The organism is Aedoeadaptatus ivorii (genome assembly GCF_900638585.1).
GTDB classification, from domain to species: domain Bacteria; phylum Bacillota; class Clostridia; order Tissierellales; family Peptoniphilaceae; genus Aedoeadaptatus; species Aedoeadaptatus ivorii.
The window spans coordinates 460,001-484,467 of the sequence record NZ_LR134523.1; the positions used below are offsets into that span (position 1 = coordinate 460,001).

Here is a 24,467-nt window from a genome sequence, read left to right on the forward strand (position 1 = left end):
GCGGGAATATGGATTCCAACAAAATAAAAAAAGGCGCCCGGGTCTATTTGCCGGTGCGCGTGAAGGGCGGTCTGCTCGCGGTGGGCGACCTGCACGCCACGATGGGAGATGGCGAGCTTTCGGGTGCGGGTCTGGAGATCGGCGGCGAAGTCGTATTGCGCGTGCGCGTCTTAAAGGATTTTCGCCTGGACTGGCCCCTTACCGAGCTGAAAGATCGCTATTATGTGAATGTCACCGGCAAAGCCTATGACGATGCCCTATGGGAAGGCTGCCATGAAGTGGCGCGTCTGATCCGGGACGCCTACGGCTGGGATGCGACCGATATTTTGATGTATCTTTCGATGCAGGGGTCGGTAGAGGTGAACCAAGGGGTAAAACCGATACATGGCGAGATGTTTAATCTGCGGATCGGGATTCCCAAGGTCGATGCCAAGCCGCCCATTGTTCCCGAAATCTCGTAAAGTCTGTGCACGCAAAGCAAAAGAAGCACCCGATTCGGGTGCTTTTTCTGATGGGTGAGGTCTACGCGCAGTCCCTGAGATATGCGAGCAATTCGGCCATCACGTCGTAGTATATTTCGTCGTCTATGCCGAAGACCACGAAACCGGGCGGGGTGGGTACGGCGGAAGAGATTGAAAAGTCGCCCCGGAGGACGAGTGCCTTTTTCTCGGCGTCGTAGGGCATATAGCGAACGTCCGCCTCGAAGAGAAAGCGGCCGTCTTCTTCCCAGTACAGGATGTCGTCGCGCTGATAATAGCGGTCTCTGCCGCCGGGGGTTCTTCCCCGTATCTGAAAGGGAGAGAGGGAGAATGCGGTCAATTGCACCCCTTGCCGTGTCGTGCGTTTGCGGAGTGCGGTATAATAGGAGTATATGGCTTTCATGGCGAGGAGATTGTGCCGAATCTGGTCATAGAGGGCGGCGGGATCGGCAATACGGAAGCGCTCGACAAAGGCATCGCCCACGGCGACCGCCTTCGAAAACCCCGCCTTTTCGGCGAGATGCGCCATGGTATACGAAGACTCGGGTGCAAGCCCGGTGATGGCTTTGAGCATGGGATATAGGTCTAAAGCCGACCGCAAGCGGTCCCGTGCGGTAGAAGAAAAGAGGGGCGCGGCCTTTTTGATTTCGTAGTCGGCGTGATAGACGTAGAGATCTTCCGTTTTCGGGAGATTTGTAAGGATGCGGTCGAGGGGCGCGATCCAATCCTTTGCGGGATCCACCTCGATGCCGATGTTTTCGCTGCCTTCTTTGGGCAGATAGCCATACGCCACGGGGCGGCCGCCCCGCCCGTAGCGGGAACAATAGATCTGTAGGAAATGATTTGACATAGATGCCTCCTGGGGGTTAGTATACCACAGGAAAAGGAGGGCAAGAGATGATATATTTAGACAATTGTGCCACCACAAAGCCGAAGGATTCGGTGGTTCGCGCCGTAAGTCGGGCGCTGGCGGAAGATTTTTCGAACCCGTCGAGCCTGCATAGCTTCGGCTTTCGGGTCGATCGCGAAAAAGAGGCGATCCGCAAACAGATATGCGCCTATTTCGGCTGCCGAGAGGGAAAGCTCTATTTTACCTCGGGGGGCACGGAGTCCAATAATACGGCCCTCGACGCCTATGTATCCGGCGCTTCCTTAGGCGATAAGAATGTGGTGACCACCAATATCGAACACCCCTCCGTTTTGAATGTCCTGCGGAATAAGGAGATCGAGCTCCGGGAGGTGGCGGTGGATGCGAGCGGCCATATTCCCTTTGAAGTGCTCGATCGCGCGATCGACGAGAACACGATCGCCCTCAGCCTCTTTCACGTCAACAACGAATTGGGTTCAATCAATCCCGTCGAGGAATGGGTGCCAAGGCTAAAGGCCGCCCATCCCGCCTTAAAGGTGCATATCGACGGTGTGCAGGCGGTCGGCAAGCTGGCGATCGATTTCGACGCCATCGGCTGCGACAGCTATTCCTTTAGCGGCCATAAATTCCACGGACCCAAGGGGATCGGCGGCATACTGCTGCGGCGCGATATTGCCCCTCTGATCCGCGGCGGCGGGCAGGAAATGGGGTTTCGAAGCGGCACCGAAAACATTCCGGGCATTTACGGTTTGGGCGCCGCCTTTCGCGCCTTAGAAGAAGAGGGCATCCGAAAGGAGGAGGCGGAGGCGCGCGTGCGATTGCTCCGCTCGCTTTTGGAAGAAATCCCCGAGATCCGGATCAACACCACCGAACCGGCGAGCCCGTATATATTAAATGTCAGCATTCCCGATACCCGGGGCGAGGTACTGCTGCATATTTTGGAGGGACGCGAGATCTATATCTCCACCTCCTCCGCCTGCTCCAGCCACAGAACGGGGAAGAATCCCGTATTGACGGCGCTGGGCCTTACGGACCGGGAGGCGGAAGGCACCATACGAATCTGTATGAGCCGAGAGACCACAGAAGAAGAATTGCGGATCTTTGCGGCGGCACTCGCGGAGGCCGTAGACGAAGTTCGTTCGATAGTCAGGAGATAAGATGAAACGCATATTAAGTTTGAGTTTGGGTGAGGTGGTCCTGAAGGGGGCCAATCGGCGGTTTTTTATCCGCAGAATCGTACAGAATATCGAGAGCGTCCTGGAGGATATTGGGTATATTTCCATTATCCCCGAAATGGGGAAGATTCAGGTAGAGATCGATCCCGCAAGGGAAGAAGAGAGCATAGAGCGCCTGCGCCACGTCTTCGGCATCGTATATATCTCGCCTTCGGTGGCCTTCGATGCGGATTGGGAGCGCTTAAAGGCGGAGTCCGTTCGCTATGTAGAAGCGGTGCTCGAGGCGCATCCGGAGATGCAGACCTTTAAGGTTGTCACCAAGCGCAGCGACAAGTCCTTTCCCCTGAACTCCCAGGAGATCAATCGGGAACTGGGCGCCATTATATTGGATGCCTTCGAGGAGAAGCTCTCTGTCGACGTACACGCGCCGGATCTGATGCTCTATGTCGACGTCAAAAAGGAGATGTATCTCTACCACGAAAAGATCTCGACCTACGGTGGTCTGCCGTTGGGAAGCAACGGAAAGGGGCTCTTGCTCCTAAGCGGCGGCATCGATTCGCCGGTGGCGGGCTTTTTGATGGCGAAGCGCGGGGTACAGATGGACGCGCTCCACTTCCATTCCTATCCCTTTACCTCGCCGCAAGCGGAGGATAAGGTGATGCGCCTGGCAAAGATCCTCACCCGTTATACCACCAAAATGAACGTATACAGCGTAAACCTGTTGCCCATTCAAAAAGAGATCAACAAAAATTGTCCGCCGGAGCAGATGACGGTCCTTTCCCGCCGCTTTATGATGCGGATCGCCAATCGATTGGCCGAAAAACACGGCTATCTTTCCCTGACGACGGGCGAAAACCTGGGACAGGTGGCGAGCCAAACCATCCACGGCCTGGACGTCACCGACGATGTGGCAAAGCCTGTGGTATTTCGGCCGCTGATCGGCATGGATAAGGTAGATATTATTCGCTGGGCAGAGCGGATCGGCACCTACGAAACATCGATCGAACCCTTTGAGGACTGTTGTACGGTATTTCTGCCCAAGCACCCTTCCCTCCGGCCCATGGTAGAAGAAATGGAAGCATCCGAAGCACTCCTTTCCATAGAAGAGATGCTGGATGCGTCGATGGAGACACTAAAAATCACCCGAATTCGAGCAAAGGAGAAGCTATGAAAAAATGGATACCCGTGGCGGTCATACTCGTCTTGATCGCCGTACTGTTCGGCTCAACCTACAATAAATTCCAGGTCATGGACGAGAACGTAGACCAGGCGTGGGCACAGGTGGAAAACACCATGCAGCGCCGGGCGGATCTGATCCCCAATCTCGTAGAGACCGTAAAGGGATACGCAAAACACGAAGAAGACGTATTTACCAAGGTAACCGAGGCGAGAAGCGCCGTTCAGCGCGCCGAGACGCCCAAGGAATATGCGGCGGCCGATGCACAAATGAACGAAGCCATCCGCAACATCAATGTGGTGGCCGAGGCCTATCCGGAATTAAAGGCGAACGAAGGATTTCAGAACCTGCAGGCGGAATTGGCGGGTACGGAAAATCGGATCGCGGTGGAACGCAAGCGCTATAACGAAAGCGTGGGCGATTACAACCGCGCCGTAAAGCGATTCCCCACCAATCTCGTGGCGGGCATCTTGGGATTTCACGAGCGGGAGTACTTCCAACTGGCGGCGGGTGCCGATCAGGTACCGCAAGTGAAATTTTAGGAAAAGCCTATGAAAAAGCGCGTTTGGCTCTTCCTCTTACTCCTATTGCTCCCGCTTCCGATTTTTGCAGCGGGGAAGGATTTGCCGCAGCCGACGCGGGAATTTTACGTCTATGACGAAGCGGATGTCCTAAGCGATGCGGCGAAGGGAAAAATCGTCTCTACGAACGAATCGCTCGCCCGACAGACCGGCGCGCAGGTCGTCGTCTGCGTATTGGACCGCCTGCCCGACGGGGCGCCCATAGAAGACGTCGCCGTGGAACTTTTCGATGCGTGGAATATCGGATCGAAAGAGAAAGACAACGGCGTGCTCCTATTGGTGGCGATGGGGGACAAGAAGTTTCGCATCGAGACCGGTTACGGTCTGGAAGGCGCCTTGCCGGATATGAAGGCGAAAGCCATCCTAAACGATCTGACACCGTATTTTAAGGAAGGCAGATACGAAGACGGCATTCTAACCGGCTTTGGAGAGATTCTAGCGGTGATCGAGGAAGAGTATAATATTCAAATCGACGGCAGCGAAGAAGTCACCGCAACCGTCGAGCCCGTCGAGGAGGACGAGGTGGTGGACACCATCCTTCGCTGGGTGATCATTTTGATCGTCTTGTCCATCTTCCTTCGCGGTGGCGGCTCTTCCGGCGGTGGTCGCGGCAGACGACGGCGCTATCGCGGTCCCGTTTTCTTCCCCGGCGGTTACGGCGGATTTGGCGGCGGCTTCGGCGGCGGCTATGGCGGCGGAGGAAACTTCGGCGGCGGCGGTTCTTCCGGCGGCGGCGGCGCCAGCGGCGGCTGGTAAGAAAGCATCCTGCGGGATGCTTTTTTTACGCCTTGTAAATTTTATGGCAAAGATGTAAAGAATTTGTCATGAAAAATTTGAGATCTATTCTCTTTATTCCTTGCCCCACCGAACGCCATCTTATAGAATAGAATCACGATAACGACGCGCACGATTCGCACTGCCGCGCGAAAGAAAGCGGTCGGCGAACGGCAAAGAAAAGGACGGGATGCGAAATGCGGGAGAAGAAACAACAGGACATGGTCGAAATTTGTAAAGCCTTAGGCGATTTGAACCGATTAAAGATCATGCAATACTTAATCGACGGCGAGGCTTGTGCCTGTGACATACTGCCGGATTTGGACATCACTCAGCCCACCTTATCCCACCATATGAAAATCCTTTCGCGTGCGGGGCTGATCGATGACCGCAAGGAAGGAAAATGGCATTTCTATACGATCAATGCCGAGGTGATTCGCGAGTTTCAGCAATTTCTCGCCCAGGTCGCCCGTTCCAAAGTCGGGCATCGGAAATCGAGTCGATGTTTGGGACTCTGTTGTGGCGGCGCGTGGAAGGCGGAATAGATATATACCGAAAGAAAAGAACGGCCCGATCCGTTCTTTTTGGTTGCAAAGACTTCGTAAATAGGCGAGAAATCGCGGATTTCGTTTCGGGAATCAGAAAAATTTGGTAAACTGAGTAGGTATATACAACTATGGGAAAGAAAGACGGAGATGGAATGAGAAAAAAATGGACCGCTCTGCTCCTCGCCCTCGCCATGCTGATGACGGCATGCGGCGGCATAAAGCGGACGCCGGAGCGCTACGAGATTACTTTTTACGACACCTTCGACACGCTGGTTACCGCCATCGTCTATGCGGACAGCAAGGCCGAAGGCGACAAATATACCGAATTGCTCCATAAGAGATTTCAGGCGCTGCATAGAATCTATGACGGCTTTAATCGCTACGAAAATGTCAGCAATCTAAAGGCGTTAAACGATGCGGCGGGAAAGGGAAAATTCAGCGTAGAACCTGAGCTGATGGATCTCTTGTCGCTGTCGATCGAACGCTATAAAGAATACGGCGAGACCAATATCGCATTCGGCGCCGTAACGGATATTTGGAAGACGTATCGCGATCGTTATACGACGGAAAAAGGCCACGACCACGATCGAGAAAAGAACGCCGAATTGCCGCCTATGGACGCGCTACGACAGGCGGCCGCGCATACCAATATCGACGATATCGTGCTCTATCCCGAGGAGAACGCGGTGGAGATCAAGGACCCCGATCTCTCGATCGATTTGGGCGCCGTCGCCAAGGGCTATGCCACCGAAGTTGCCTGCCGAGAACTGGAAGAAGCAGGCTGTAAGGCGGCGCTGGTGAGTGCCGGCGGCAATGTAAAGCTGATCGGATCGGCGCCGGAGCCGAATCGCACCGCCTTCGGCATCGGCCTGCAGGACCCCGATGCAATCACCGAGAAGCGGCCGACGGCCCAAAATATGAAAGACGTCGTCTATGCCAATAATACCTCGGTGGTCACCAGTGGTGACTATCAGCGCTACTATACGGTGGACGGCAAGAATTACCACCACCTGATCGATCCGGACACGCTGATGCCGGCGGATCACTTCCGCGCGGTTTCGGTCATTTCCGAAGACAGCGGACTGGCGGATTTTTTGTCCACGACGGTGTTTTGTATGCCCTATGAAGAAGGCAGAAAGCTGGTGGATTCCCTAGACGGCGTCGAAGCCTATTGGATCTTAAAAGACGGCAGCATCGAATTTACCGAAAGCCTTCGAGACAAGTTGAAGAGCGAGGGGGCGAGCAATGCGAAATAACGCCGTACTTTTTATCGTCGTGCACGCGCTGAATATCTTGATGGTATCCGCATTTTTAATATTGCTCCATTTTGCGCCGCCCTTGGAGCGATTGTTTTATGGCAGTATGGTCTTTCGCCTGGCCATCGCCCTATTGCTCTTTGCGCCCTATGTGGCGGCGGGAAAGTTTTTTTCCAAAAGCCCCGTCACCGACACAATCGCCCTGTGGATCGTTCCGGCGATCCTCTGGGCGCTTCTGTTGGGGATCGCGTATTTTGGCGGGGGCGGGGAGACCTTTTTGCGCGGGCCCTTTCGTTCGCTATGGCGCCTGCCGGCGGATACGCTGATGCTGCCGCAGATCGCGGCGATTCGCCTGTTGCGCCTTGTGCCTAAGCCCGCGGTATATGCCGCATTTTGCGTCTTGCCCCAGACCGCAGCGCTATTTGTCGCAGCGGTGGATGACTTGCGGTATCAGCGGCGCAAAAGACAGAGAATTCGAGAAAAATACTAGAATAGAGGAAAGCATGTATAAATACGATATGGAAGAATTGTATCGCCTGGCGTTGGATGCCCTCGCCGAAAAAGGCGTGCGGGTGCAGGACATCGCCGAGATTGTTTATGAGTTGCAAAAAGACTATGTGCCCATTACAATAGAACTATGTGAAGAAAATGTTTTGGCGGTTTTGCGGAAGCGGGAGACGATCCACGCCGTATTGACGGCACTTGCCATCGACAAGGCGGTGGATCAAAAACTGTTCGACGAGCCGATTCGGACCATCATCGCCGAGGACGAAGGCCTCTACGGCATCGACGAAGTGATGAGTCTTTCGATCGTCAATGTCTACGGTTCTATCGGACTGACGAACTTCGGCTATTTGGACAAGAAGAAGATCGGCATTATCGACAAACTCGACAAGATGAAGGGCAAGGAAGTTACCACGTTCTCCGACGATATGGTGGCGGCCATCGCCGCGGCGGCGGCCGCTCGATTGGCGCACAGCAATCGCAACACAGAGGAGGCGGAAAATGCGCATGAATAAACGAACACAGTGGATTGCGACGACGGCAGTACTGGCCGCCGTCTATTACGGTCTGACGGTGGTATTGGCGCCGGTGTCCTACGGGCCCATTCAGTTCCGTGTGGCGGAAGTAATGAATCTCTTGGCATTTTATAATCCCGCCTTCGCGCCGGGCATCGTACTCGGCGTTCTACTGTCGAACATCACATCCCCCTTGGGTATATACGATATCTTTTTCGGTACCTTTCATACGGCCATCAGCCTGTATGTGATGGGAAAGATCCATCGGAAGTGGGTGGCGAGTTTGATGCCGGCCCTATTCTCTTGGATTATCGGTTTTGAGTTGTATCTGGTTTACGGCGGCGGAATCGCCGGTTTTCTCGGCATGAGCGCTTCTGTGGCGGCAAGTGAGCTGATTATCTGTACCCTGATCAGTCTGCCGGTCTACGAAGTCCTCGAGAGAAATCCGGGTTTTCGATCCATTGTAAGTAAGAACCCTCAGTAAGAGTCCGTTGCAATACAGAAGGAGTGTATATGAAAGTCAATGTTTGCGTAGGTGCTCGTTGCACCATGATGGGATCCAGCAATATGCTCGATGCGCTGGAAAACCTTCAAAAGCGGTATTTTGAAGAGGGAGAACTGGAAATCACCCATACCAACTGCTTGAATGTATGTAAGGAGCAAGGTACGGAGAATACGCCGGTGGTCGAAATCGACGGCGAACGCATCACCTCCGCCGCGCCCCAAGAAGTTTGTGAACGCATTTTAAAGCTTGCGGGAAAGATTGACTAATAGGAGGGAAATGTGAAAGAGAGTTATGTAAGTGTCATGAGTCTGCGCCGCCGCGTCTTTGCCGAGGTGGCCAGAATGGCTTTTACGGACAGACCCATCGAAGAGCTGGAAACTGCTGGATATCGGCTTTTTCCCGGTCAACCGGAAAACGATCGCCAGGACATATTCCGTCAACGCGCCATCGCCGAAGAGATGATTCGGCTGGCCATGGGCATGGGGTTGAGAGATTACGGCGAATACATACCCGTCACCGACGGATTCGACAAGGTGGACGTAGACACCTCGATCTTCGAGACGCCCTTGGTCGATGTGATCAAATTCGCCTGTGAAGCCTGCCCCACCCGTGCCTTTGTGGTCACCGACAACTGCCGCAGATGTATGGCGCATCCCTGTACCAATGTCTGCCCGGTCAATGCCGTCAGCATCGGCAAGCACGGCGCGATTATCGACAAAGAAAAATGCGTCCGCTGCGGCCGCTGCAAAAACGCCTGCCCCTATAACGCCATCGTCGAATACGACCGCCCCTGTGCCTCGGTATGCGGGGTGGACGCCATCGAAAGCGACGAATTGGACCGCGCCATTATCAACCACGACAAATGCGTCGGCTGCGGTCGCTGCGTGACCGAATGCCCCTGGGGCGCCATTGGCGATAAGACCATGATCTATCAGCTCGCCAAGGCATTAAAGAGCAAAAAACGCATCTACGCCATCCCCGCGCCGAGCTATATCGGCCAGTTCGGCGAATCCACCACCCCCGCACAAGTTCGCGCGGCCATGAAACAATTGGGATTCGAGGATATGGTAGAGGTCGGATTGGGAGCGGATTACACCACCCTGCACGAAGCCAAGGAATATCTGGAGCGCGTGCCCGAAAAGATTCCCTTTATGGGGACCAGCTGCTGCCACTCCTGGACGCTTTTGATCGACTACCGCTTCCCGGAACTCAAGGACTATGTATCCGACTCCGGCTCGCCCATGCGCTATACCGCAGAACACATTAAGAAGGACGATCCCGAGGCCATGGTCTGCTTCGTCGGTCCCTGTACCTCCAAAAAGGTAGAGGCCGTCTCCGGCGATGTAAAGGAATATGTCGACTTCGTCATCACCTTTGAAGAGCTGATGGGCATGTTTGTCGCCATGGATATCGAGCCCGCTGAAATGGAAGTCACCGCCGAAGAAGAAGAGTCCTCTTCCTCCGCGCGGGGTTATGCCATCGCCGGCGGCGTCGCCGCAGCGGTCAAGGAAGTGGCGGAAAAGATCGATCCGGATCGCGACATTCAAATCGAAGGCGCCAATTCCCTGAAAGAGTGCATCAAGATGCTACAAATGGCAAAAGCCGGCCGAAAAGAGGGCCACCTGCTGGAAGGTATGGCCTGCGAAGGCGGATGTATCGCCGGTATGGGCACCATTGCCGCCACCAACCGCGTGCGCAAGTCCGTACAAAGCTATATGAAAGAGTCTGAATACAAGACGCCCTTGGAAAACAAGCTCGTCGACGACAGCCTCAAGGACTTTAGCAAATAAAGCGAAAACATCCAAAAATGAGTAAGTACGAAATTCCGTACTTACTCATTTTTTTTGGGAGCGCGCCTCGCCGTTGCCCTTCGCCATCTCGCGGCGGATGCGGCCGAGTACGTCGTCTTTTGCCATCAAAGATTTCAGATTGTCCCGGTCCAAGAGAAAGATCTTTTCTCGGCGCAGCGTCGCCTTTGCTCGCGAGTCCAAGACGGCGGAGTCCATCAAGAGCACCTTCTCTTCTTTTACCGAGACGGGGAAGTGGGAGAGAATGCCTTCTAAATGTTCGGGACCGGCGATCCCCTCGAAGTCGATCTTTTTAATCTCGACGGCATACACCACGCCGTCTTTTTGCATGGAAAAATCGAAGGGGAGCGCGGGATTTTTGACGTCGGTCTCGAGGATTTCGTATCCGCATTTTGCAAACGCTACCTGGGCGAGCTTTTCGTGGGTGAGCTCCTGCTCCAAGAGCGCGAGCGTCTGTACCAAGTGGAGCGGATCGAGTTTGATAATGGCGGTACAGCCATAGGTTTCATTTTCTTTGGGGATGTGGCGCACGTCGAAGGCCATAATGCGATCGTCGATCACCGTAAAAAAACCGTGGGCGATGGCGTTTCGCATATGCCGGACCAACGCCGAGGTCTTGGTCTCGTTGTCGCCGGTGGTGAGGATGATCTTTTGGCAATTGGTGCAGATCTTTTCCATATAGTAGTCGACGATGTCGTCGTCGATGTATTCCAGCACCAGCACGTCTTCCTTTCTGAGATGCAGGGTATCGACAATCATGCTGAAGCTAAAGTCTTCGTAGAGCTTTTCTTCGATCAGAATATTCGATGCCGATTGAAACGAATTGATATTCGGCACATACCACAACAGATACTCCAGCGCCTCGGTGATCTCCGGGGCGAGGGGCAAGGGCCGGGGCCGATGTAAAAGAGAGTAGGGGCGGGCGTTGTCCGCGTCGCAGTCGTATTGAAATGTACGAAAAGACGGCAAGTGGCCGTTTCGTTTGCCTTTGGTTCGATTCATGATGCACTCGCTTTCTATGGTCTATATAGCCTTTATACCGAAACGCGGACGAATCTAACAAAAGGGCGTAGAATTGCGGTTTTATGCGGATTTTTCTTGACAAGGACCCAAAATTCAGCTACAATAATTGCTAGTGTTTTAAAGCCCCGGAAACTTTTGAACATTCGTCTCTTTGATATAGCAGGAGGTCATCCATGAAGACAACTATGGCGAAAGCCAATGAAGTAGATAGAAAATGGTACGTCATCGACGCCGAAGGCAAGGTCCTCGGTCGTCTGGCAACCGAAATCGCTAACATCCTTCGCGGCAAGAACAAGCCCATCTATACCCCGCACGTGGACACGGGAGATTTCGTAATCGTCATCAATGCGGAAAAGATTAAGATGACGGGCAACAAATGGAACGACAAGGTATACGACTACCACACCGGTTATCCGGGCGGACGTCGTGAAGTCGCTTACAGCGAAATCCGCGAAAAGCACCCCGAGCGCGTGATCGAATACGCGGTGAAGGGCATGCTTCCCAAGAGCCGCTTGGGCCGCTCCATGTTCCGCAAACTGAAGGTCTATGCGGGCAACGAGCATCCCCACGCAGCACAACAGCCGGAAGCATACGAAGTATAAGGGAAGGGTGATTTAGATGGCAGAACAATACAGAGCAACAGGTAGAAGAAAGACGTCCGTAGCCCAAGTGCGTCTCCTTTCCGGTAGCGGAAAGTTCATCGTCAACGGTCGCGACATCCAAGATTTCTTCGGATTCGAAACCTTGCGCATCGTCGCAAAATCTCCCCTGGAGATCACCGAAACCGAAGGCAACTATGATGTCATCGTCCGCGTAAAAGGCGGCGGCTATACGGGACAAGCCGGTGCCATTCGTCAAGGCATTGCAAGAGCGTTGGTCGAAGCGGACGGCGAATTGCGCCCCATCCTCAAAAAAGCGGGCTTCTTGACCCGTGACCCGAGAATGAAGGAACGTAAAAAATACGGCTTCAAAAAAGCGAGAAAGTCTCCCCAATTCTCCAAGCGTTAAGATTACAAAAAACCCGCATACATCGCGTATGCGGGTTTTGTTATGCCGAAAAACAGCGCCCCCGAAACGGTATAGAGCCGGTACGGGGGCGTTTTTTTGCTGTGCAAATCGATTTGGCTACTCGAGGGGCCGAAGGTCCCGGTAGATGGCGAGGAGCTCGCCCTTGTCGGCGTCTTTTGCCGTCACACCCAAGAGAATGCCGTCTCGTTCGGCGTAGAGGCTCGATCCCTGCACAATCACTCGAATGCCGTCGATGATGTGGGTTTCGATGGGTTCCTCGCCGCCGATTTCATAGCCGGCGCCGGGGATGTCGCGCCGCTGGTCGATATAGATCTCCTTGCCGTCTTTCGTCTTATAGTGAAAGGCGACGTAGTCGGTTTTTGTATCGTCTGTCGCGTATACGTCGGCATACTCATAGGGGTAGCGCTCTGATAAGACCAGGGGCGTAAAAGTCAGTCGATCGGCCACGGAAGGGATCGGTTCATAGACGCTGAAGTCGATGTCGTCGGTCTCTTCTTCTAAGACGAATGTCGCCTGGCCGGTTGCATCGTCGAACTCGATGTGTTCGATCTCTTTTCCCTCTCGGGTAAAGAGCGGTTCCATTTTATCGAGGACCGTCGCATCGGTAATTTCGCGGCCGTCCCGGTCGTAGAGCTTACCCTTTAAGGTTTCGGGCAGGGTTCTCTTCGACAGATGCGCGTTCGCCTTTTCCTCGTGGACGACGATACGGTTCGTGGGCGTTGCCACCTGCCGTATCGTCTCAACGATGCTTTCTCCGAAGCCCGTAAAGGGTAAGGTAAAGACCAAGAGCGCGGCGGCGGCCGCAATGGCGGGTGTTGTGCGGCGCCGCGCCCGGTTTCTTATGCGGCGGCGTACCGCTTCTTTGTCCCGTGCATCGGGCGCATAGAGGGTTTTTAATTGCGCGGTCCACTCTTCTTCCGCCCGAAAATTCGAAGACTGCAAATCTTTAGGATTCTTCATAATATGCCTCCATCTCGCGTTGAATTTTTTTCAAAAGTCGGTGCAGTAGGACGCCCACATGGTTCGGCGTCAGCGCCATCAACGCCGCAATGTCCGCGTTGGAAAGCTCTGCGGCGAATTTATAGCTCAGGAGCAGTTGATCCCGCTCGCTTTGGCGTCGAATGATCTTTCGCAAATGCTCGTGTTCTTCCGCTCGCTCGATCCGATCTTCCACCCGTTCCTCGGACGGGAGAATGTGGATCAGATTTTCCAGCGGCAGCCACTTTCTGCGAGCCTGTCTTCGATAGTAGTCGTATAGGGTGTTTCTCGCGATGGAAAAAATCCAAACCTCAAAGCGGCCTTTTGCCGCATCGTATGCGGAGAAATTCGTATATACTTTTTGAAAGATATCTGCGGTTACATCCCGCACCGATTCTCTATCCGCCAAGCGGTAGGCGACGAATCGAAAGATCCGATCGAAATACGCTTCGTAGATCTCCTCGAAATTCGCCGTCTCCTCCCAAGCGGAAACGGAATCGATTCTTTCCGTTCTTTCCAATAGGCTCACCTCCTTGGCGCCGTATCTTTCATAGAGTAAATACGCAGGTAGGGCTAAAATATTACAAAGAAATCAAAAAAAGTTTCCGCGCGTATCGCAATCCCCGTATTGCACGTAATGGGAAAAGAGAATGCGGCGGTGGTCTTCGGTGGCCGTATCGCGATAGGGATAGGCTTGCAGCGCGCCTTCTTCATAGCCGACATGGGTGAGGATGCCTTGTTTTACCACAAAGTGCCGGTTTCCCGCCGGCGTCGGTTCGCAGAGGACATGTGTATCCGAAAGAAAGGCGTCGTAGAGGAAGAGATTGCGGCCGAGGCGGCTCGCCTGGCGATGCATCACCTCCAGCGTCTCGGCCCGCTCGAAGTACAGTGCCGCGACGGATTTCTTCTGGAGCGTTCGGATCGCATCGAGAAAGGCGGAAAACGCCGCTTCGTCGGAAAAGATCGCCGCAAGCCGCGCCTCGGTCTGCGCCGCCTCCGCCGCCGTAAGCCGGAGGGGCAGGGGATGATAGGCGAGGGGGCCGTCGAAGGGAAAGAGATGGCGAAGAGACAAAAAGAATTCCCGTAGAAAGGATTCTTTTTGCACCGGGCCGAATCCGCCGGGGGCGAGGCGATACAATAAGGGCGCTCTTCGATCCGGCACAAAGCGAACGGCGCGTATCTCGCGCTTTAATATACGGTTATAGGGCGGTTGAAGGCGCTTGATCTCGCGTTCTTCGGCGAGCATGGCCTCGAGATGAGAGGGGGTGTATTCGATGCCCACGGCGTCGATCCGCGCCACCATGTGGCGGATCTTGGGGGCGTGATGGGATCCTCCGAAATATTGGCGCACGCGATGTCTCAGTTGCTTGCTTTTTCCCACATAGAGGAGCGCGCCGCGGTCGTACATTTTGTAAATGCCCGGCCTGGGCTCGATACGGGAAAGTTCCGATAATTGCAATAGTTCCATACCGTTATCCTACGCCGATTGACAGAGATACACAAGGGGGTTTACAAGAAAGGGAGTCCGTGGTATATTATTAAAAGGAAAACATTTCCTAACTGCATAGAAGTTCTTCAGGGCGAGGCGCAATTCCTCACCGGTGGTCACAGTCCACGACTCGAAAGATTGAATCGGTGTAATTCCGATACCGACGGTATAGTCCGGATGGGAGAAGAATCATAGGCAATACTTGTATTGCCCTGAATTTGCGTACCATCCGGAGCCCCGTGCTCCGGATTTTTTATGGGAGGCAATATGGACGAACGTTTTATACAGAGAACCCTGGCGCTTGCGGCGAAGGGAAGGGGACATACAAAGACCAATCCCATGGTCGGCGCGGTCCTGGTACGGGACGGGCGGATTCTCGCAGAGGGCTATCACCGCGCCTACGGGGCGGAACACGCCGAAGTGGACTGCCTACGGCGAGCCAAGGAAGATCCCGCCGGCGCCACGCTCTATGTGAATCTGGAGCCCTGTTCGCACCACGGCAAGACGCCCCCTTGTGTCGACGCCATTGTGCGGGCAAAGATCGCCCGGGTCGTCGTGGGGATGGAGGATCCGAACCCGAAGGTGGCGGGTGGCGGCATCGCCCGGCTCCGCCAAAGCGGCGTCGAGGTAACCACGGGCGTACTGGAAGCGGAATGTGCGCATCTAAACCGCGCCTTTATTACGGGCATTACAAAACATAGGCCCTACATACTCGCCAAGTACGCCGCCACCGTCGACGGGAGAATCGCCACCCGAAGCGGCGAGAGCCAATGGATCACCGGCGAAGCGGCCCGCAAAGACGGCCACCGGCTTCGCGGCGAAGTCGATGGAATTCTCGTGGGAACCCGCACGGCGCTCTTAGACGACCCGCGTCTTACCAACCGAAGCGGCGAAGGCAAACAGCCCGTCCGCATCGTCTTGGACCGAATGGGACGACTGGACGCGGGGGCAAAGCTCTTCGACGGCGAGATCGAAACGGTGGTCTACACCGCCCGCATGGACCGAAAAAAAGCGGATCGCCTTGCCGAGCAGGGCGTAGCGGTGGTCTTTACTGAAGAGCGCGACGGCGTACTCGATACCGCTTCGTTTCTCGAAGATCTCTACGACCGGGGCGTCGGTACCCTCTTGGTCGAAGGAGGCGGGACGCTCCACGGCAGCATGATCAAAGACGATTTCGTCGACGAATTCGTCCTCTATCTCGCCCCGACCTTACTGGGCGGCGGCAGAGAGGCCGTACGCGGCGAGGGCGTCGAGTTTTTGAAGGACCGCAGAGAATATGTCTTTACGGAAGTGGAGCGCTGCGGTTCGGACCTCAAGATACGCGGGGTGAGAGCTTGTTTACAGGAATCGTAGAAGAAGTCGGAACGGTTGCGCATATGCGCCGCCGGGGCGAGAAGATCGAGATCGAAGTCGCCTGCAAAACCGTCCTCGAAGACGTGGCGATCGGCGATTCGATCTGCACCGACGGCGTATGCCTCACCGTCACCGCCTTTTCGGAGGACCGCTTTCGGGCGGATATGATGACCGTGACGGCACAAAAATCGGGTCTGGACCGATTGGCACCAGGCGCCTCTGTAAATCTGGAGCGGGCGCTCCTTCCCACTACGCGCATGGGCGGGCATATTTTGCAGGGCCATGTGGATACGGTGGGCACCGTCGCGGGAATCTCGCCCCACGAAGGCGGCTATCTCCTCTCGGTGAAAGTCGATCGCGACTGGTTTCCCTATTTTGTCGCCCAGGGCTCGGTGGGGTTAAACGGCGTCAGCCTGACCGTCGCCCGCACCGACGCCGATGGGTTTACGGTATCGTTGATTCCCGAGACCCTCAGAGAGACCAATCTGGGCACATTGGAGCGGGGTTCGCCGATCACGGTGGAATTCGACATCGTCGGCAAGTATATTTTAAGAGCAAAAGAATGTCATACAAAGGGCGGGGGGATCGATATGGATTTTCTTCGCAGAAACGGATTTTAGGAGGATCGTATGTGGAGCACAGTTGAAGAAGCAGTCCGCGCACTGCAAGCGGGAAAGATGATTTTTGTATTGGATTCCGAGGACCGGGAAAACGAGGGGGATATGATCGTCGCCGCCGAGACCTGTACGACGGAACAGTTAAACTTTATGGCGACCCATGCCCGCGGACTGATTTGTATGCCCATGAGCAAAAAAGAGGCGGACCGTTTGAAGCTCGCCCCCATGGTCTATCAGAATACGGACAATCACGAGACCGCATTTACCGTATCCATCGACCACGTCGAGACCGGAAGCGGCATTAGCGCCGTAGAGCGCGCCATGACCGCGAGAAAGGCGGCGGATCCCGAAGCGGCGCCCACAGATTTTCGCCGCCCGGGGCATATGTTCCCCTTAATCGCAAAGCCTGGCGGGGTGCTGGAGCGCGAAGGCCATACCGAAGGTACGGTGGATCTTTTGCGCTTGGCGGGGCTTACCGAAATCGGACTCTGCTGTGAAATTATGGAAGACGACGGCGAAATGATGCGAAGAGACCGCATTCGGGAGATGGCGAAAGAAGCGGGCGCGCCGCTGATCCATATCGAACAGCTCAAGGAATACCGCAAGACCCACGACCCGCTGGTAGAATGCGTCGCCAAGGCGGATATGCCGACCAAACACGGCCATTTTACCGCCTACGGCTACCGCAACCGCCTAAACGGCGAGCACCACGTGGCGCTCGTTAAAGGCGAGATCTCGGAGGACGAAGAGATCTTATGCCGCGTGCACTCCGAATGCCTTACGGGCGACGCCTTCGGCTCCTTGCGCTGCGACTGCGGCGATCAGCTCGCCAAGGCGATGGAGCGGGTTTCGGAAGAAGGCCGCGGCGTCGTGCTCTATATGCGCCAGGAAGGCCGAGGGATCGGTTTGTTGAACAAACTCAAGGCCTACGCCCTTCAGGATCAGGGGATGGACACCATTGAGGCGAATCTCGCCCTGGGCTTTCCGGAAGACGCGCGGGAATACTATATCGGCGCGCAAATCCTTCGGGATCTCGGCGTCCGAAAGATCCGCCTGCTCACCAACAATCCCGATAAGGTCTACCACTTGAACCAATACGGCATGGAAATCGTAAAGCGCGAACCCATCGAGATCCATTCCCAGGCGTGCGACCACTTCTATTTGGAGACCAAGGCGAAAAAGATGCACCATTACTTGGACGAATTTAACACCGGCGAGACATCCGAGGAGGCCATGCGATGATTACGATTGAAGGAAAATTGACGGGACGGGGCAAAAAATTCGCCATCGTCGTCAGCCGTTTTAACGATTTTATTACCGGAAAGCTCCTCGACGGGGCGCTGGACTGCCTGATCCGCCACGAGGTCGAAGACGACGACATTACCCTGATCCGCGTGCCTGGGGCCTTTGAGATCCCCCTCGCCGCTCAACGCCTCGCAGAAAAGGGCGAATACGACGGCATCTTGTGTTTGGGCGCGGTGATCCGCGGCGCCACCACCCACTACGACTATGTCTGCAACGAAGTCTCCAAGGGCATCGCCAAGGTATCCTTAGACAGCGGTGTTCCCGTGGGCTTCGGGGTCGTCACCACCGAAAACATCGAGCAGGCCATCGAGCGGGCCGGCACTAAGAGCGGCAACAAGGGATACGATACGGCCATGAGCGTATTGGAAATGGTCGATTTGTTCGACCGCATTTGATTGGCGGAATTTGAAAAATATGTAATAATAGGGGAGAAAGACGAAGGTCTTTCTCCTTTTTTTTGTATTTTCAGAAAGAAAAGACGAAGGATGCACGCATTTCTTCAAAATAAGATCAAGTTTGTAATCTATACATTAAGAGTGCCAAGTTTATTTAAACTCTATGTTATAATATTGGAAGTGAGGAGGGGTTATTATGAAAGCAGTTGTCAGCGTCTTGGGACGCGATCAGATCGGCATTGTCTATCTCGTCACCGAGCAATTGCAAAAACACAAATTCAATATTTTGGACATCAGTCAAACCATTGTCGACGGCTATTTTACGATGATTCTCGTCGTGGAACACGCCGACGAAAATTTTGCCTTAGAAGAAGTCGTAGAAGAGTATCAGTCCCTCGGCGAAGAGTTGGGCTTGGATATCCGCCTGCAACACGAAGCGCTTTTCAGCAGAATGCACCGCATTTAGGGAGGGGATTTTCTTGGATCGTTCTTCTATTCTGGAAACCATACATATGCTCGACCACGAGAATTTGGATATCCGCACGGCGACGATGGGCATTTCGTTGCTGGACTGCATATCCGACGACGCGGACGAGGTATCGGAAAAGGTATACGCGAAGATTACCGCATTGGGAAAAGACCTGGTCGAGACGGCCGATGCGGTTGCCGCAAAATACGGCGTATGTGTCGTAAACAAGCGCATTTCCGTAACGCCCGCGTCTCTTTTATTGCCCGGCGGCAGCCGCGAGGACTTTGTGAAGCTCGCTAAGTCTTTGGATCGGGCCGCCATTGCCATCGGCGTCGACTTTATCGGCGGGTTTTCGGCGCTAGTGCACGGCGGTATGACCGCCGAGGAGAGAAATCTGATCGAGGCGATTCCCGAGGCCTTGTCGTCGACCGAAAAAGTCTGTGCGTCGGTGAATGTAGGCAGCTCCAAGTCGGGGCTGAATATGGACGCGGTGCGGATTATGGGCGAAAAGATTATCGAAGCGGCGAAACTTTCTTCCGCCGACGACTCTATCGCCTGTGCGAAGCTCGTGGTCTTTGCCAACGCCGTCGAGGACAATCCCTTTATGGCAGGGGCATTCCACGGGGTGGGTCTTTCGGATCACGTGCTCCATGTGGGCATTTCCGGACCGGGGGTAGTGAAATCCGCCCTGGAAAACTATCGCGCGGACCGCTTCGACGAGCTCGCCCGCGTAATCAGCGAGATGGCCTTTAAGATCACCCGCATGGGCGAATTGGTGGGAAAAGAAATCGCCGAGCGCCTCGACGTGCCCTTCGGCTCCATCGACCTATCGCTTGCCCCGACGCCGGCGGTGGGCGACAGCGTCGCGCGGATCCTCGAAGAGATCGGCATCGGCCGGGTGGGCGGCCACGGCACCACGGCGGCGCTTGCGCTTTTAAACGACGCGGTAAAAAAAGGCGGCATTAACGCCTCGGCCCATGTAGGGGGCTTAAGCGGCGCGTTTATCCCGGTCTCCGAGGACGAGGGCATGATCGATGCGGCCGCAGCGGGCGCATTGGGACTCGATAAACTCGAAGCCATGACCTGCGTCTGTTCGGTGGGTCTCGATATGATCGCGATTCCCGGCGATACGCCCGCATCGACCATTGCGGCGATCCTCGCGGACGAGGCGATGATCGGCATCATCAATCACAAAACCACGGCGGTTCGCATCATTCCCGTCTGCGGAAAGGGAGTGGGCGACGGCGCCGTATTCGGCGGCCTCCTGGGCGAGGCTCCCATCCTTCCCGTACACGAAAACGACTGTCGTCGATTTGCGGCGCGCGGCGGATTTATCCCCGCCCCGATCCACAGCTTTAAGAACTGACGTCTTTGCCGTCTGGAAAGGAAAAGAATGACAGTCTCTATTCAAGAATTTATCGCTATGATCAGCGAGGACCCGGCTATTTTTATTACCGCTTTGCTCGTCCTCGCCGTTATTTTTGTAAACGGATGGACCGATGCGCCCAACGCCATCGCCACCGCCGTATCCACGCGGTCCATCGAACCGCAAAAGGCCATTTATATGGCGACATTGTTCAATTTTCTCGGCGTATTCGTTATGACCTTTCTCAATGCGAATGTCGCCGAAACCATCTTTAATATGGTAGACTTTAACGGCAACAACAACGAGGCGGTCATCGCCCTGTGCGCCGCCTTATTCAGTATCGTCATCTGGGCGACTGCCGCCTGGTACTTCGGGATTCCCACTTCGGAATCCCACGCCCTGATCGCCGGTCTTTCCGGCTCTGCCATCGCCCTGCACGGCGGCCTTGCCGGCATCAACGGCGCAGAGTGGATCAAAAACATCTACGGCCTGGTGCTTTCGACGGTATTGGGCTTCGGCATGGGTTATATCGTGGTCGAGGCGGTAAAGCGCATCTTCTTTTATGCCGACCGACGAAAGACCAAGCGATTTTTTAAGAACGGACAGCTGATCTCGGCGGCGGCCATGGCATTTATGCACGGAGCGCAGGACGGCCAGAAGTTTATGGGGGTATTTATGCTCGCCATCAGCCTGGGGGCCGGCACCGGAAACGCCGGGCATTTTATCATTCCCTCCTGGCTGATGATTCTGACCTCGCTCGTCATCGGTTTCGGCACCAGCATCGGCGGACTTCGGATCATCAAATCCGTCGGGATGATATGGTCAAGCTGGAGACCTACGAAGGGTTCGCCGCCGATATGGGGGCGGCGATCAGCCTATTGTTCGCATCGATTACCGGGATCCCCGTCTCCACCACCCACACCAAGACCACGGCGATTATGGGCGTGGGCGCCTCCAAGCGCATTCGTAATGTCAACTGGGCAGTCGTTCGGGAGATGGGGCTGGCGTGGGTGTTGACCTTTCCTGGCTGCGGGTTGATCGGCTTTATAGTAACGTATATCTTTATCAAAATTTTCTAGGAGCATTCCATGAGAGAAAGAAAGTTCGACTATTTTCAGAAGTTTAGCGATATGACGGATCGCGCGACGGCGGCGGCCAGACTGCTCAGCGACATCTTAAACAATTACGATCACACCAAGCTGAAAGAAAAGACCGAAGCCATGAAGCGCATCGAAAACGACGCGGACCATACCATGCACTCGATTATGAATCAGCTGGCCATCGAATTTTTGCCGCCCATCGAGCGGGAAGACATTATCGAAGTGACCCAAAAGCTCGATACGGTGGTCGACAGCATCGAGGAGATCCTCTTGGGTCTGTATATGTATCGGGTGCGGGAATTGATCCCCGAATGCATAGAATTCGGCGAATTAATTCTGGAGGGCACGCTGCTATTGGAAGAGCTGGTGTTGGAATTCAGCAACTTCAAGCGCTCCAATGACGTAAAGGATCGCATTATTCACATCAACTCCCTCGAGGGCAAGGGCGATGAATTGTACTTAAATTCCATGCGCGCCCTCTTCGACTTTACCGGCACCTTCGACCCCCGCCGCATCCTGACCTGGAAGGAACTCTTGACGGTGATGGAAAACTGTATGGACAGCATAGAAGGTGCGGCGAACGAATTCGAATCCGCCATGTTAAAAAACCAATAAATACAAAAACCGGTCCCTAGCGTTTAAGACCGGTTTTTTCGTTGCCGCAATATGTCTTCTTTTGCCCAGGTAAAAAAGGGGGAGGGGCTCGCCACTTCCCGGTCGATGCGCCTGGGCCTGAGAAAATAGAGGCGATGGCGCGCCCGGGTCATGCCCACATAAAACAAGCGACGCTCTTCTTCGAGCAGGCGCTCCACTTCGTGGGGATGTGCGTCCGATGCGGCGCGGGCGGGGATTACATCTTCGTTTAAGTCGATCAGAAATACCGCATCGAATTCCAACCCCTTGGCGCCGTGCAGCGTGCTCAACACGATGCCCGGTTCCTTGGCACCGCCGCCCGAAAGCAGACGGTCCAGCGCCTGCAAGCGGGCCATAAAGGCGTCCGCATCGGCGCAGTTTTTGGCGATAAATTTCGCGTAGTAGAGAATGCGCATGGCGGCGGTTTTGGAGGAGCCAAAGGTATTGGCGTGGTTTTCCAAATACTTTTCGTATTCCAGATCCTTTTGAATAAATCGAAAGGCTTCGGCGAGGGGAAGGCCCGCGAGATACATAAAGTCGCGGCGTAGCGCTTGGAGGTCCCTCCGCATATAGTCGGGGAGCTTTCCTTCGAGCATGGTGTCGAAGACCGATACCGAAACGCCGCGGCGAGCGAGGTCCTCCACCATTTTCTTGGAAATATAGCCGCGGATTTTATAGTAAATATGCGAGAACGATTCGAGATCGCGAGGGTCTTGGGCAAAGCGCACGATCTCCAAGAGATCCTTTACGACGCGGTGGCGCAAAAATCGGATCTTGCCCTCGCGCATCGAAAAGGCGATATTCTTCCGCTCGAAGTATTCCGCACAGCCCACGGCGGAGATATGGTTGCGATAGAGCATCGCCACGTCCTTGAGGTCGTGTTTTTGAATTTCGGATGCGATAAAGGCGTATTGTCGTTTGAGATCGTCGAGCTCCACATAGCGAAGCGCGACGCCGCTTTCCCGTACGGCGTGCACGTCTTTCGAATAGCGCTTTTTATTCTGTTCGATAAAACGGGTGGAGGCGGCGATAATCGATTCCGTCGAGCGAAAATTGCGGGACAGATAGTAGATCTTCAGATTCTGATAGCGGTCCTTCAGCGACATGAGACCTTGAAAGTCGGCGCCCCGAAAGCCGTAAATCGACTGGTCGTCGTCGGCGACGACGAAGAGGTTTTTTTCCGCTCCCAAAACGGCATCGACGATGGCGAGCTGACCGCGCGATGTATCCTGGCCTTCGTCGAGCTGTACATAGTCGTAGGATCTACGAATGGCGCGCAAGAGGCCCGGATCCTTTTGAAAAATTTCGGGGCAAAGGGCGATCATATCGTCGAAGTCGATCCAGTTGCGGCTGCGCTTGAGCGATTCGTAACCTCGGTAAAATTTTGTAAAGAGGGGACTGCGCGCCTGTTTCTGATAGGCGTCGGGGTCGAGCATTTTATTTTTGACGTATCCGATTTCTCCGATCAAGGTCTCCAGCTGCTCGTCGTTGGGGCTTCGGTGCAGATACTCTCGCCATAGATCGGCGAGGATGCGCCACTTCCCGATGTTTTGCGCGGTTTCGATCAAGGTGTAGCGAATGCCCGAGCGGCGCTCGTAATTTTTCAGCACCGAAAAGCAGAAGCTGTGGATGGTGGAAAAAGACGGCGCCGGTTCCTCATAGAAGAGCTTGCGGTAGCGGAGCTGCATATCTTTGGCGGCGGCCCTTGAAAAGGTTATCGTAAGAATGCGCACCGGATCCTCACCCGCTTCGATCAGTCTCTTGGTGCGGCTTAGAAGCATCGTCGTCTTTCCGCTTCCGGGCACGGCGAGGACCAGGGCGGGACCTTTGTCGTGGGAGATCGCCTTTTTCTGTTCATCGGTCAGTTTCATAGTTCACCTCCCGTCGAGTATACCATTTCTTCGGGCAAATGTCCTTTTCAAGACTTGGGGCATGGTATATAATGAACGGAGTAGGTATGTACAGGATGGTGAAGATGAAAAACCCGTTTAAATCTTTTGATGAATACTTTATGGAACGCATCAATAAGGAATTAAAAAATCCCTACTGCGATATGTTTTTTTATTTGTATACCAATATTGCAGGTCCCAGATGTCTGGTCGCGTTTTCTCTCTTCATGCTCGCGCTCGGAAAACGTTGGATCGGGCAATCGGCCTACGAGATGGTCCTGGCATTGGTGCTGAGTACCTTGCTGGCACAAATTTTAAAACGGGCATTCAGCCGGAGTCGACCCTACTGGATTTTGAAAAACCTCAATACCTACGGGATCGACCTACGGGATTATTCTTTTCCTTCGGGACATACGACCGCGGCATTTACCGTGGCCACCACATTCTCACTGTATTTTCCGAAACTTGCCGTACTCTTTATCGCCATGGCGATACTGGTGGCGGTTTCCAGGACGTATCTCGCGGTACACTATCCCACCGATGTCTTGGCGGGCGTGATACTCGGCATCGGCGTCGCGTATGTTGTACATATTTATGTCTACGATGCCGTAGCAAATTGGTTTTAGCAAAA

The 24,467-nt window shown here is 54.5% G+C and carries 29 protein-coding genes, 1 pseudogene and 1 riboswitch (1 of these 31 cut by a window edge); of the genes and pseudogenes, 24 read left to right on the forward strand and 6 right to left on the reverse strand.

The window, feature by feature from the left end:
• On the forward strand, positions 1-461 hold the 3' portion of the coding sequence (locus EL294_RS02285) for an acetamidase/formamidase family protein (protein WP_126464891.1). It extends 442 nt beyond the left edge of the window; the window shows 461 of its 903 coding nt (coding positions 443-903); the start codon falls outside the window, past its left edge; it ends in the stop codon at positions 459-461.
• 61 nt (positions 462-522) lie between these two features.
• Here the strand turns inward: EL294_RS02285 and EL294_RS02290 are convergent, their stop codons facing one another.
• Positions 523-1,329 (reverse strand): hypothetical protein, encoded by an 807-nt coding sequence (locus EL294_RS02290; RefSeq protein ID WP_126464892.1) that lies wholly within the window; start codon positions 1,327-1,329, stop codon positions 523-525.
• A gap of 47 nt (positions 1,330-1,376) precedes the next feature.
• Between EL294_RS02290 and EL294_RS02295 the strand changes: the two genes are divergently transcribed.
• The 11 genes from EL294_RS02295 (at position 1,377) to EL294_RS02345 (ending at position 10,172) form a co-directional block, all read left to right on the forward strand.
• A complete protein-coding gene (locus EL294_RS02295; RefSeq protein ID WP_126464893.1) occupies positions 1,377-2,504 on the forward strand; it encodes a cysteine desulfurase family protein in 1,128 nt (375 codons plus the stop codon).
• Between the two features lies 1 nt (position 2,505).
• Positions 2,506-3,693 (forward strand): tRNA uracil 4-sulfurtransferase ThiI, encoded by a 1,188-nt coding sequence (gene thiI, locus EL294_RS02300; protein ID WP_126464894.1) that lies wholly within the window; start codon positions 2,506-2,508, stop codon positions 3,691-3,693.
• Positions 3,690-4,241, forward strand: coding sequence for a LemA family protein (locus EL294_RS02305; protein ID WP_126464895.1), 552 nt, complete (start codon positions 3,690-3,692; stop codon positions 4,239-4,241). Before thiI ends, EL294_RS02305 begins: the two co-directional genes overlap by 4 nt.
• Before the next feature lie 9 nt (positions 4,242-4,250).
• Entirely contained in the window at positions 4,251-5,036 is a 786-nt protein-coding gene (locus EL294_RS08105; RefSeq protein WP_126464896.1) for a TPM domain-containing protein, read from the forward strand.
• 215 nt (positions 5,037-5,251) lie between these two features.
• Complete coding sequence (locus EL294_RS02315; protein ID WP_126464897.1) at positions 5,252-5,599, forward strand: ArsR/SmtB family transcription factor; 348 nt, start codon at positions 5,252-5,254, stop codon at positions 5,597-5,599.
• A gap of 155 nt (positions 5,600-5,754) precedes the next feature.
• Positions 5,755-6,858, forward strand: a complete 1,104-nt coding sequence (locus EL294_RS02320) for an FAD:protein FMN transferase (RefSeq protein WP_164715180.1) — start codon at positions 5,755-5,757, stop codon at positions 6,856-6,858.
• On the forward strand, positions 6,848-7,348 hold the full coding sequence (locus EL294_RS02325; protein WP_126464899.1) for a hypothetical protein: 501 nt from the start codon (positions 6,848-6,850) through the stop codon (positions 7,346-7,348). Before EL294_RS02320 ends, EL294_RS02325 begins: the two co-directional genes overlap by 11 nt.
• A 13-nt stretch (positions 7,349-7,361) precedes the next feature.
• Entirely contained in the window at positions 7,362-7,877 is a 516-nt protein-coding gene (locus EL294_RS02330; RefSeq protein WP_126464900.1) for a phosphatidylglycerophosphatase A, read from the forward strand.
• Positions 7,870-8,361, forward strand: coding sequence for a QueT transporter family protein (locus tag EL294_RS02335; RefSeq protein ID WP_126464901.1), 492 nt, complete (start codon positions 7,870-7,872; stop codon positions 8,359-8,361). Before EL294_RS02330 ends, EL294_RS02335 begins: the two co-directional genes overlap by 8 nt.
• A gap of 29 nt (positions 8,362-8,390) precedes the next feature.
• Positions 8,391-8,648, forward strand: coding sequence for a (2Fe-2S) ferredoxin domain-containing protein (locus EL294_RS02340; protein ID WP_126464902.1), 258 nt, complete (start codon positions 8,391-8,393; stop codon positions 8,646-8,648).
• A gap of 12 nt (positions 8,649-8,660) precedes the next feature.
• Positions 8,661-10,172 carry a 4Fe-4S dicluster domain-containing protein gene (locus EL294_RS02345; RefSeq protein ID WP_126464903.1) on the forward strand — a complete coding sequence of 504 codons (1,512 nt, stop codon included), beginning with the start codon at positions 8,661-8,663 and terminating at the stop codon, positions 10,170-10,172.
• Between the two features lie 45 nt (positions 10,173-10,217).
• Here EL294_RS02345 and EL294_RS02350 read toward each other — a convergent pair whose 3' ends face one another.
• Complete coding sequence (locus EL294_RS02350; protein ID WP_126464904.1) at positions 10,218-11,192, reverse strand: hypothetical protein; 975 nt, start codon at positions 11,190-11,192, stop codon at positions 10,218-10,220.
• Positions 11,193-11,386: 194 nt separating this feature from the next.
• Between EL294_RS02350 and rplM the strand changes: the two genes are divergently transcribed.
• On the forward strand, positions 11,387-11,815 hold the full coding sequence (rplM, locus tag EL294_RS02355; protein WP_126464905.1) for a 50S ribosomal protein L13: 429 nt from the start codon (positions 11,387-11,389) through the stop codon (positions 11,813-11,815).
• Positions 11,816-11,831: 16 nt separating this feature from the next.
• Positions 11,832-12,221 (forward strand): 30S ribosomal protein S9, encoded by a 390-nt coding sequence (gene rpsI, locus EL294_RS02360; protein WP_126464906.1) that lies wholly within the window; start codon positions 11,832-11,834, stop codon positions 12,219-12,221.
• A gap of 117 nt (positions 12,222-12,338) precedes the next feature.
• On the opposite strand, the gene EL294_RS02365 is transcribed toward rpsI, so the two are convergent.
• The 3 genes from EL294_RS02365 to EL294_RS02375 form a co-directional block, all read right to left on the reverse strand.
• Positions 12,339-13,202 carry a hypothetical protein gene (locus EL294_RS02365; RefSeq protein WP_126464907.1) on the reverse strand — a complete coding sequence of 288 codons (864 nt, stop codon included), beginning with the start codon at positions 13,200-13,202 and terminating at the stop codon, positions 12,339-12,341.
• Positions 13,189-13,740 carry an RNA polymerase sigma factor gene (locus EL294_RS02370; protein ID WP_164715181.1) on the reverse strand — a complete coding sequence of 184 codons (552 nt, stop codon included), beginning with the start codon at positions 13,738-13,740 and terminating at the stop codon, positions 13,189-13,191. The genes EL294_RS02365 and EL294_RS02370 overlap by 14 nt, the downstream gene beginning before the upstream one ends.
• Positions 13,741-13,812: 72 nt before the next feature.
• A complete protein-coding gene (locus tag EL294_RS02375) occupies positions 13,813-14,688 on the reverse strand; it encodes a GIY-YIG nuclease family protein (protein ID WP_126464909.1) in 876 nt (291 codons plus the stop codon).
• A gap of 99 nt (positions 14,689-14,787) precedes the next feature.
• Positions 14,788-14,902, forward strand: a riboswitch (FMN riboswitch).
• 74 nt (positions 14,903-14,976) lie between these two features.
• Here EL294_RS02375 and ribD point away from each other — a divergent pair.
• The 9 genes and pseudogenes from ribD to EL294_RS02415 all read left to right on the forward strand — a co-directional run bounded on the left by ribD (position 14,977) and on the right by EL294_RS02415 (position 21,929).
• Complete coding sequence (ribD, locus tag EL294_RS02380; protein WP_164715182.1) at positions 14,977-16,062, forward strand: bifunctional diaminohydroxyphosphoribosylaminopyrimidine deaminase/5-amino-6-(5-phosphoribosylamino)uracil reductase RibD; 1,086 nt, start codon at positions 14,977-14,979, stop codon at positions 16,060-16,062.
• Positions 16,044-16,682 carry a riboflavin synthase gene (locus EL294_RS02385; protein WP_126464911.1) on the forward strand — a complete coding sequence of 213 codons (639 nt, stop codon included), beginning with the start codon at positions 16,044-16,046 and terminating at the stop codon, positions 16,680-16,682. The genes ribD and EL294_RS02385 overlap by 19 nt, the downstream gene beginning before the upstream one ends.
• 9 nt (positions 16,683-16,691) lie before the next feature.
• On the forward strand, positions 16,692-17,921 hold the full coding sequence (locus EL294_RS02390) for a bifunctional 3,4-dihydroxy-2-butanone-4-phosphate synthase/GTP cyclohydrolase II (protein WP_126464912.1): 1,230 nt from the start codon (positions 16,692-16,694) through the stop codon (positions 17,919-17,921).
• A complete protein-coding gene (ribH, locus tag EL294_RS02395; RefSeq protein ID WP_126464913.1) occupies positions 17,918-18,379 on the forward strand; it encodes a 6,7-dimethyl-8-ribityllumazine synthase in 462 nt (153 codons plus the stop codon). The genes EL294_RS02390 and ribH overlap by 4 nt, the downstream gene beginning before the upstream one ends.
• 196 nt (positions 18,380-18,575) lie before the next feature.
• A complete protein-coding gene (locus EL294_RS02400) occupies positions 18,576-18,845 on the forward strand; it encodes an ACT domain-containing protein (RefSeq protein ID WP_126464914.1) in 270 nt (89 codons plus the stop codon).
• 13 nt (positions 18,846-18,858) lie between these two features.
• Entirely contained in the window at positions 18,859-20,214 is a 1,356-nt protein-coding gene (locus EL294_RS02405) for a PFL family protein (protein WP_126464915.1), read from the forward strand.
• Between the two features lie 57 nt (positions 20,215-20,271).
• Positions 20,272-21,015, forward strand: a pseudogene (locus EL294_RS02410) (inorganic phosphate transporter); the annotation flags it as partial.
• A 56-nt stretch (positions 21,016-21,071) separates the two neighbouring features.
• Positions 21,072-21,293, forward strand: coding sequence for an inorganic phosphate transporter (locus EL294_RS08175; protein ID WP_369698084.1), 222 nt, complete (start codon positions 21,072-21,074; stop codon positions 21,291-21,293).
• 9 nt (positions 21,294-21,302) lie between these two features.
• Positions 21,303-21,929, forward strand: a complete 627-nt coding sequence (locus EL294_RS02415) for a DUF47 domain-containing protein (RefSeq protein WP_126464916.1) — start codon at positions 21,303-21,305, stop codon at positions 21,927-21,929.
• 23 nt (positions 21,930-21,952) lie between these two features.
• On the opposite strand, the gene EL294_RS02420 is transcribed toward EL294_RS02415, so the two are convergent.
• Positions 21,953-23,818 carry an ATP-dependent helicase gene (locus tag EL294_RS02420; RefSeq protein WP_126464917.1) on the reverse strand — a complete coding sequence of 622 codons (1,866 nt, stop codon included), beginning with the start codon at positions 23,816-23,818 and terminating at the stop codon, positions 21,953-21,955.
• 104 nt (positions 23,819-23,922) lie between these two features.
• Here EL294_RS02420 and EL294_RS02425 point away from each other — a divergent pair, with 104 nt between their 5' ends.
• Positions 23,923-24,462 carry a phosphatase PAP2 family protein gene (locus EL294_RS02425; RefSeq protein WP_126464918.1) on the forward strand — a complete coding sequence of 180 codons (540 nt, stop codon included), beginning with the start codon at positions 23,923-23,925 and terminating at the stop codon, positions 24,460-24,462.
• Positions 24,463-24,467: the final 5 nt, after the last annotated feature.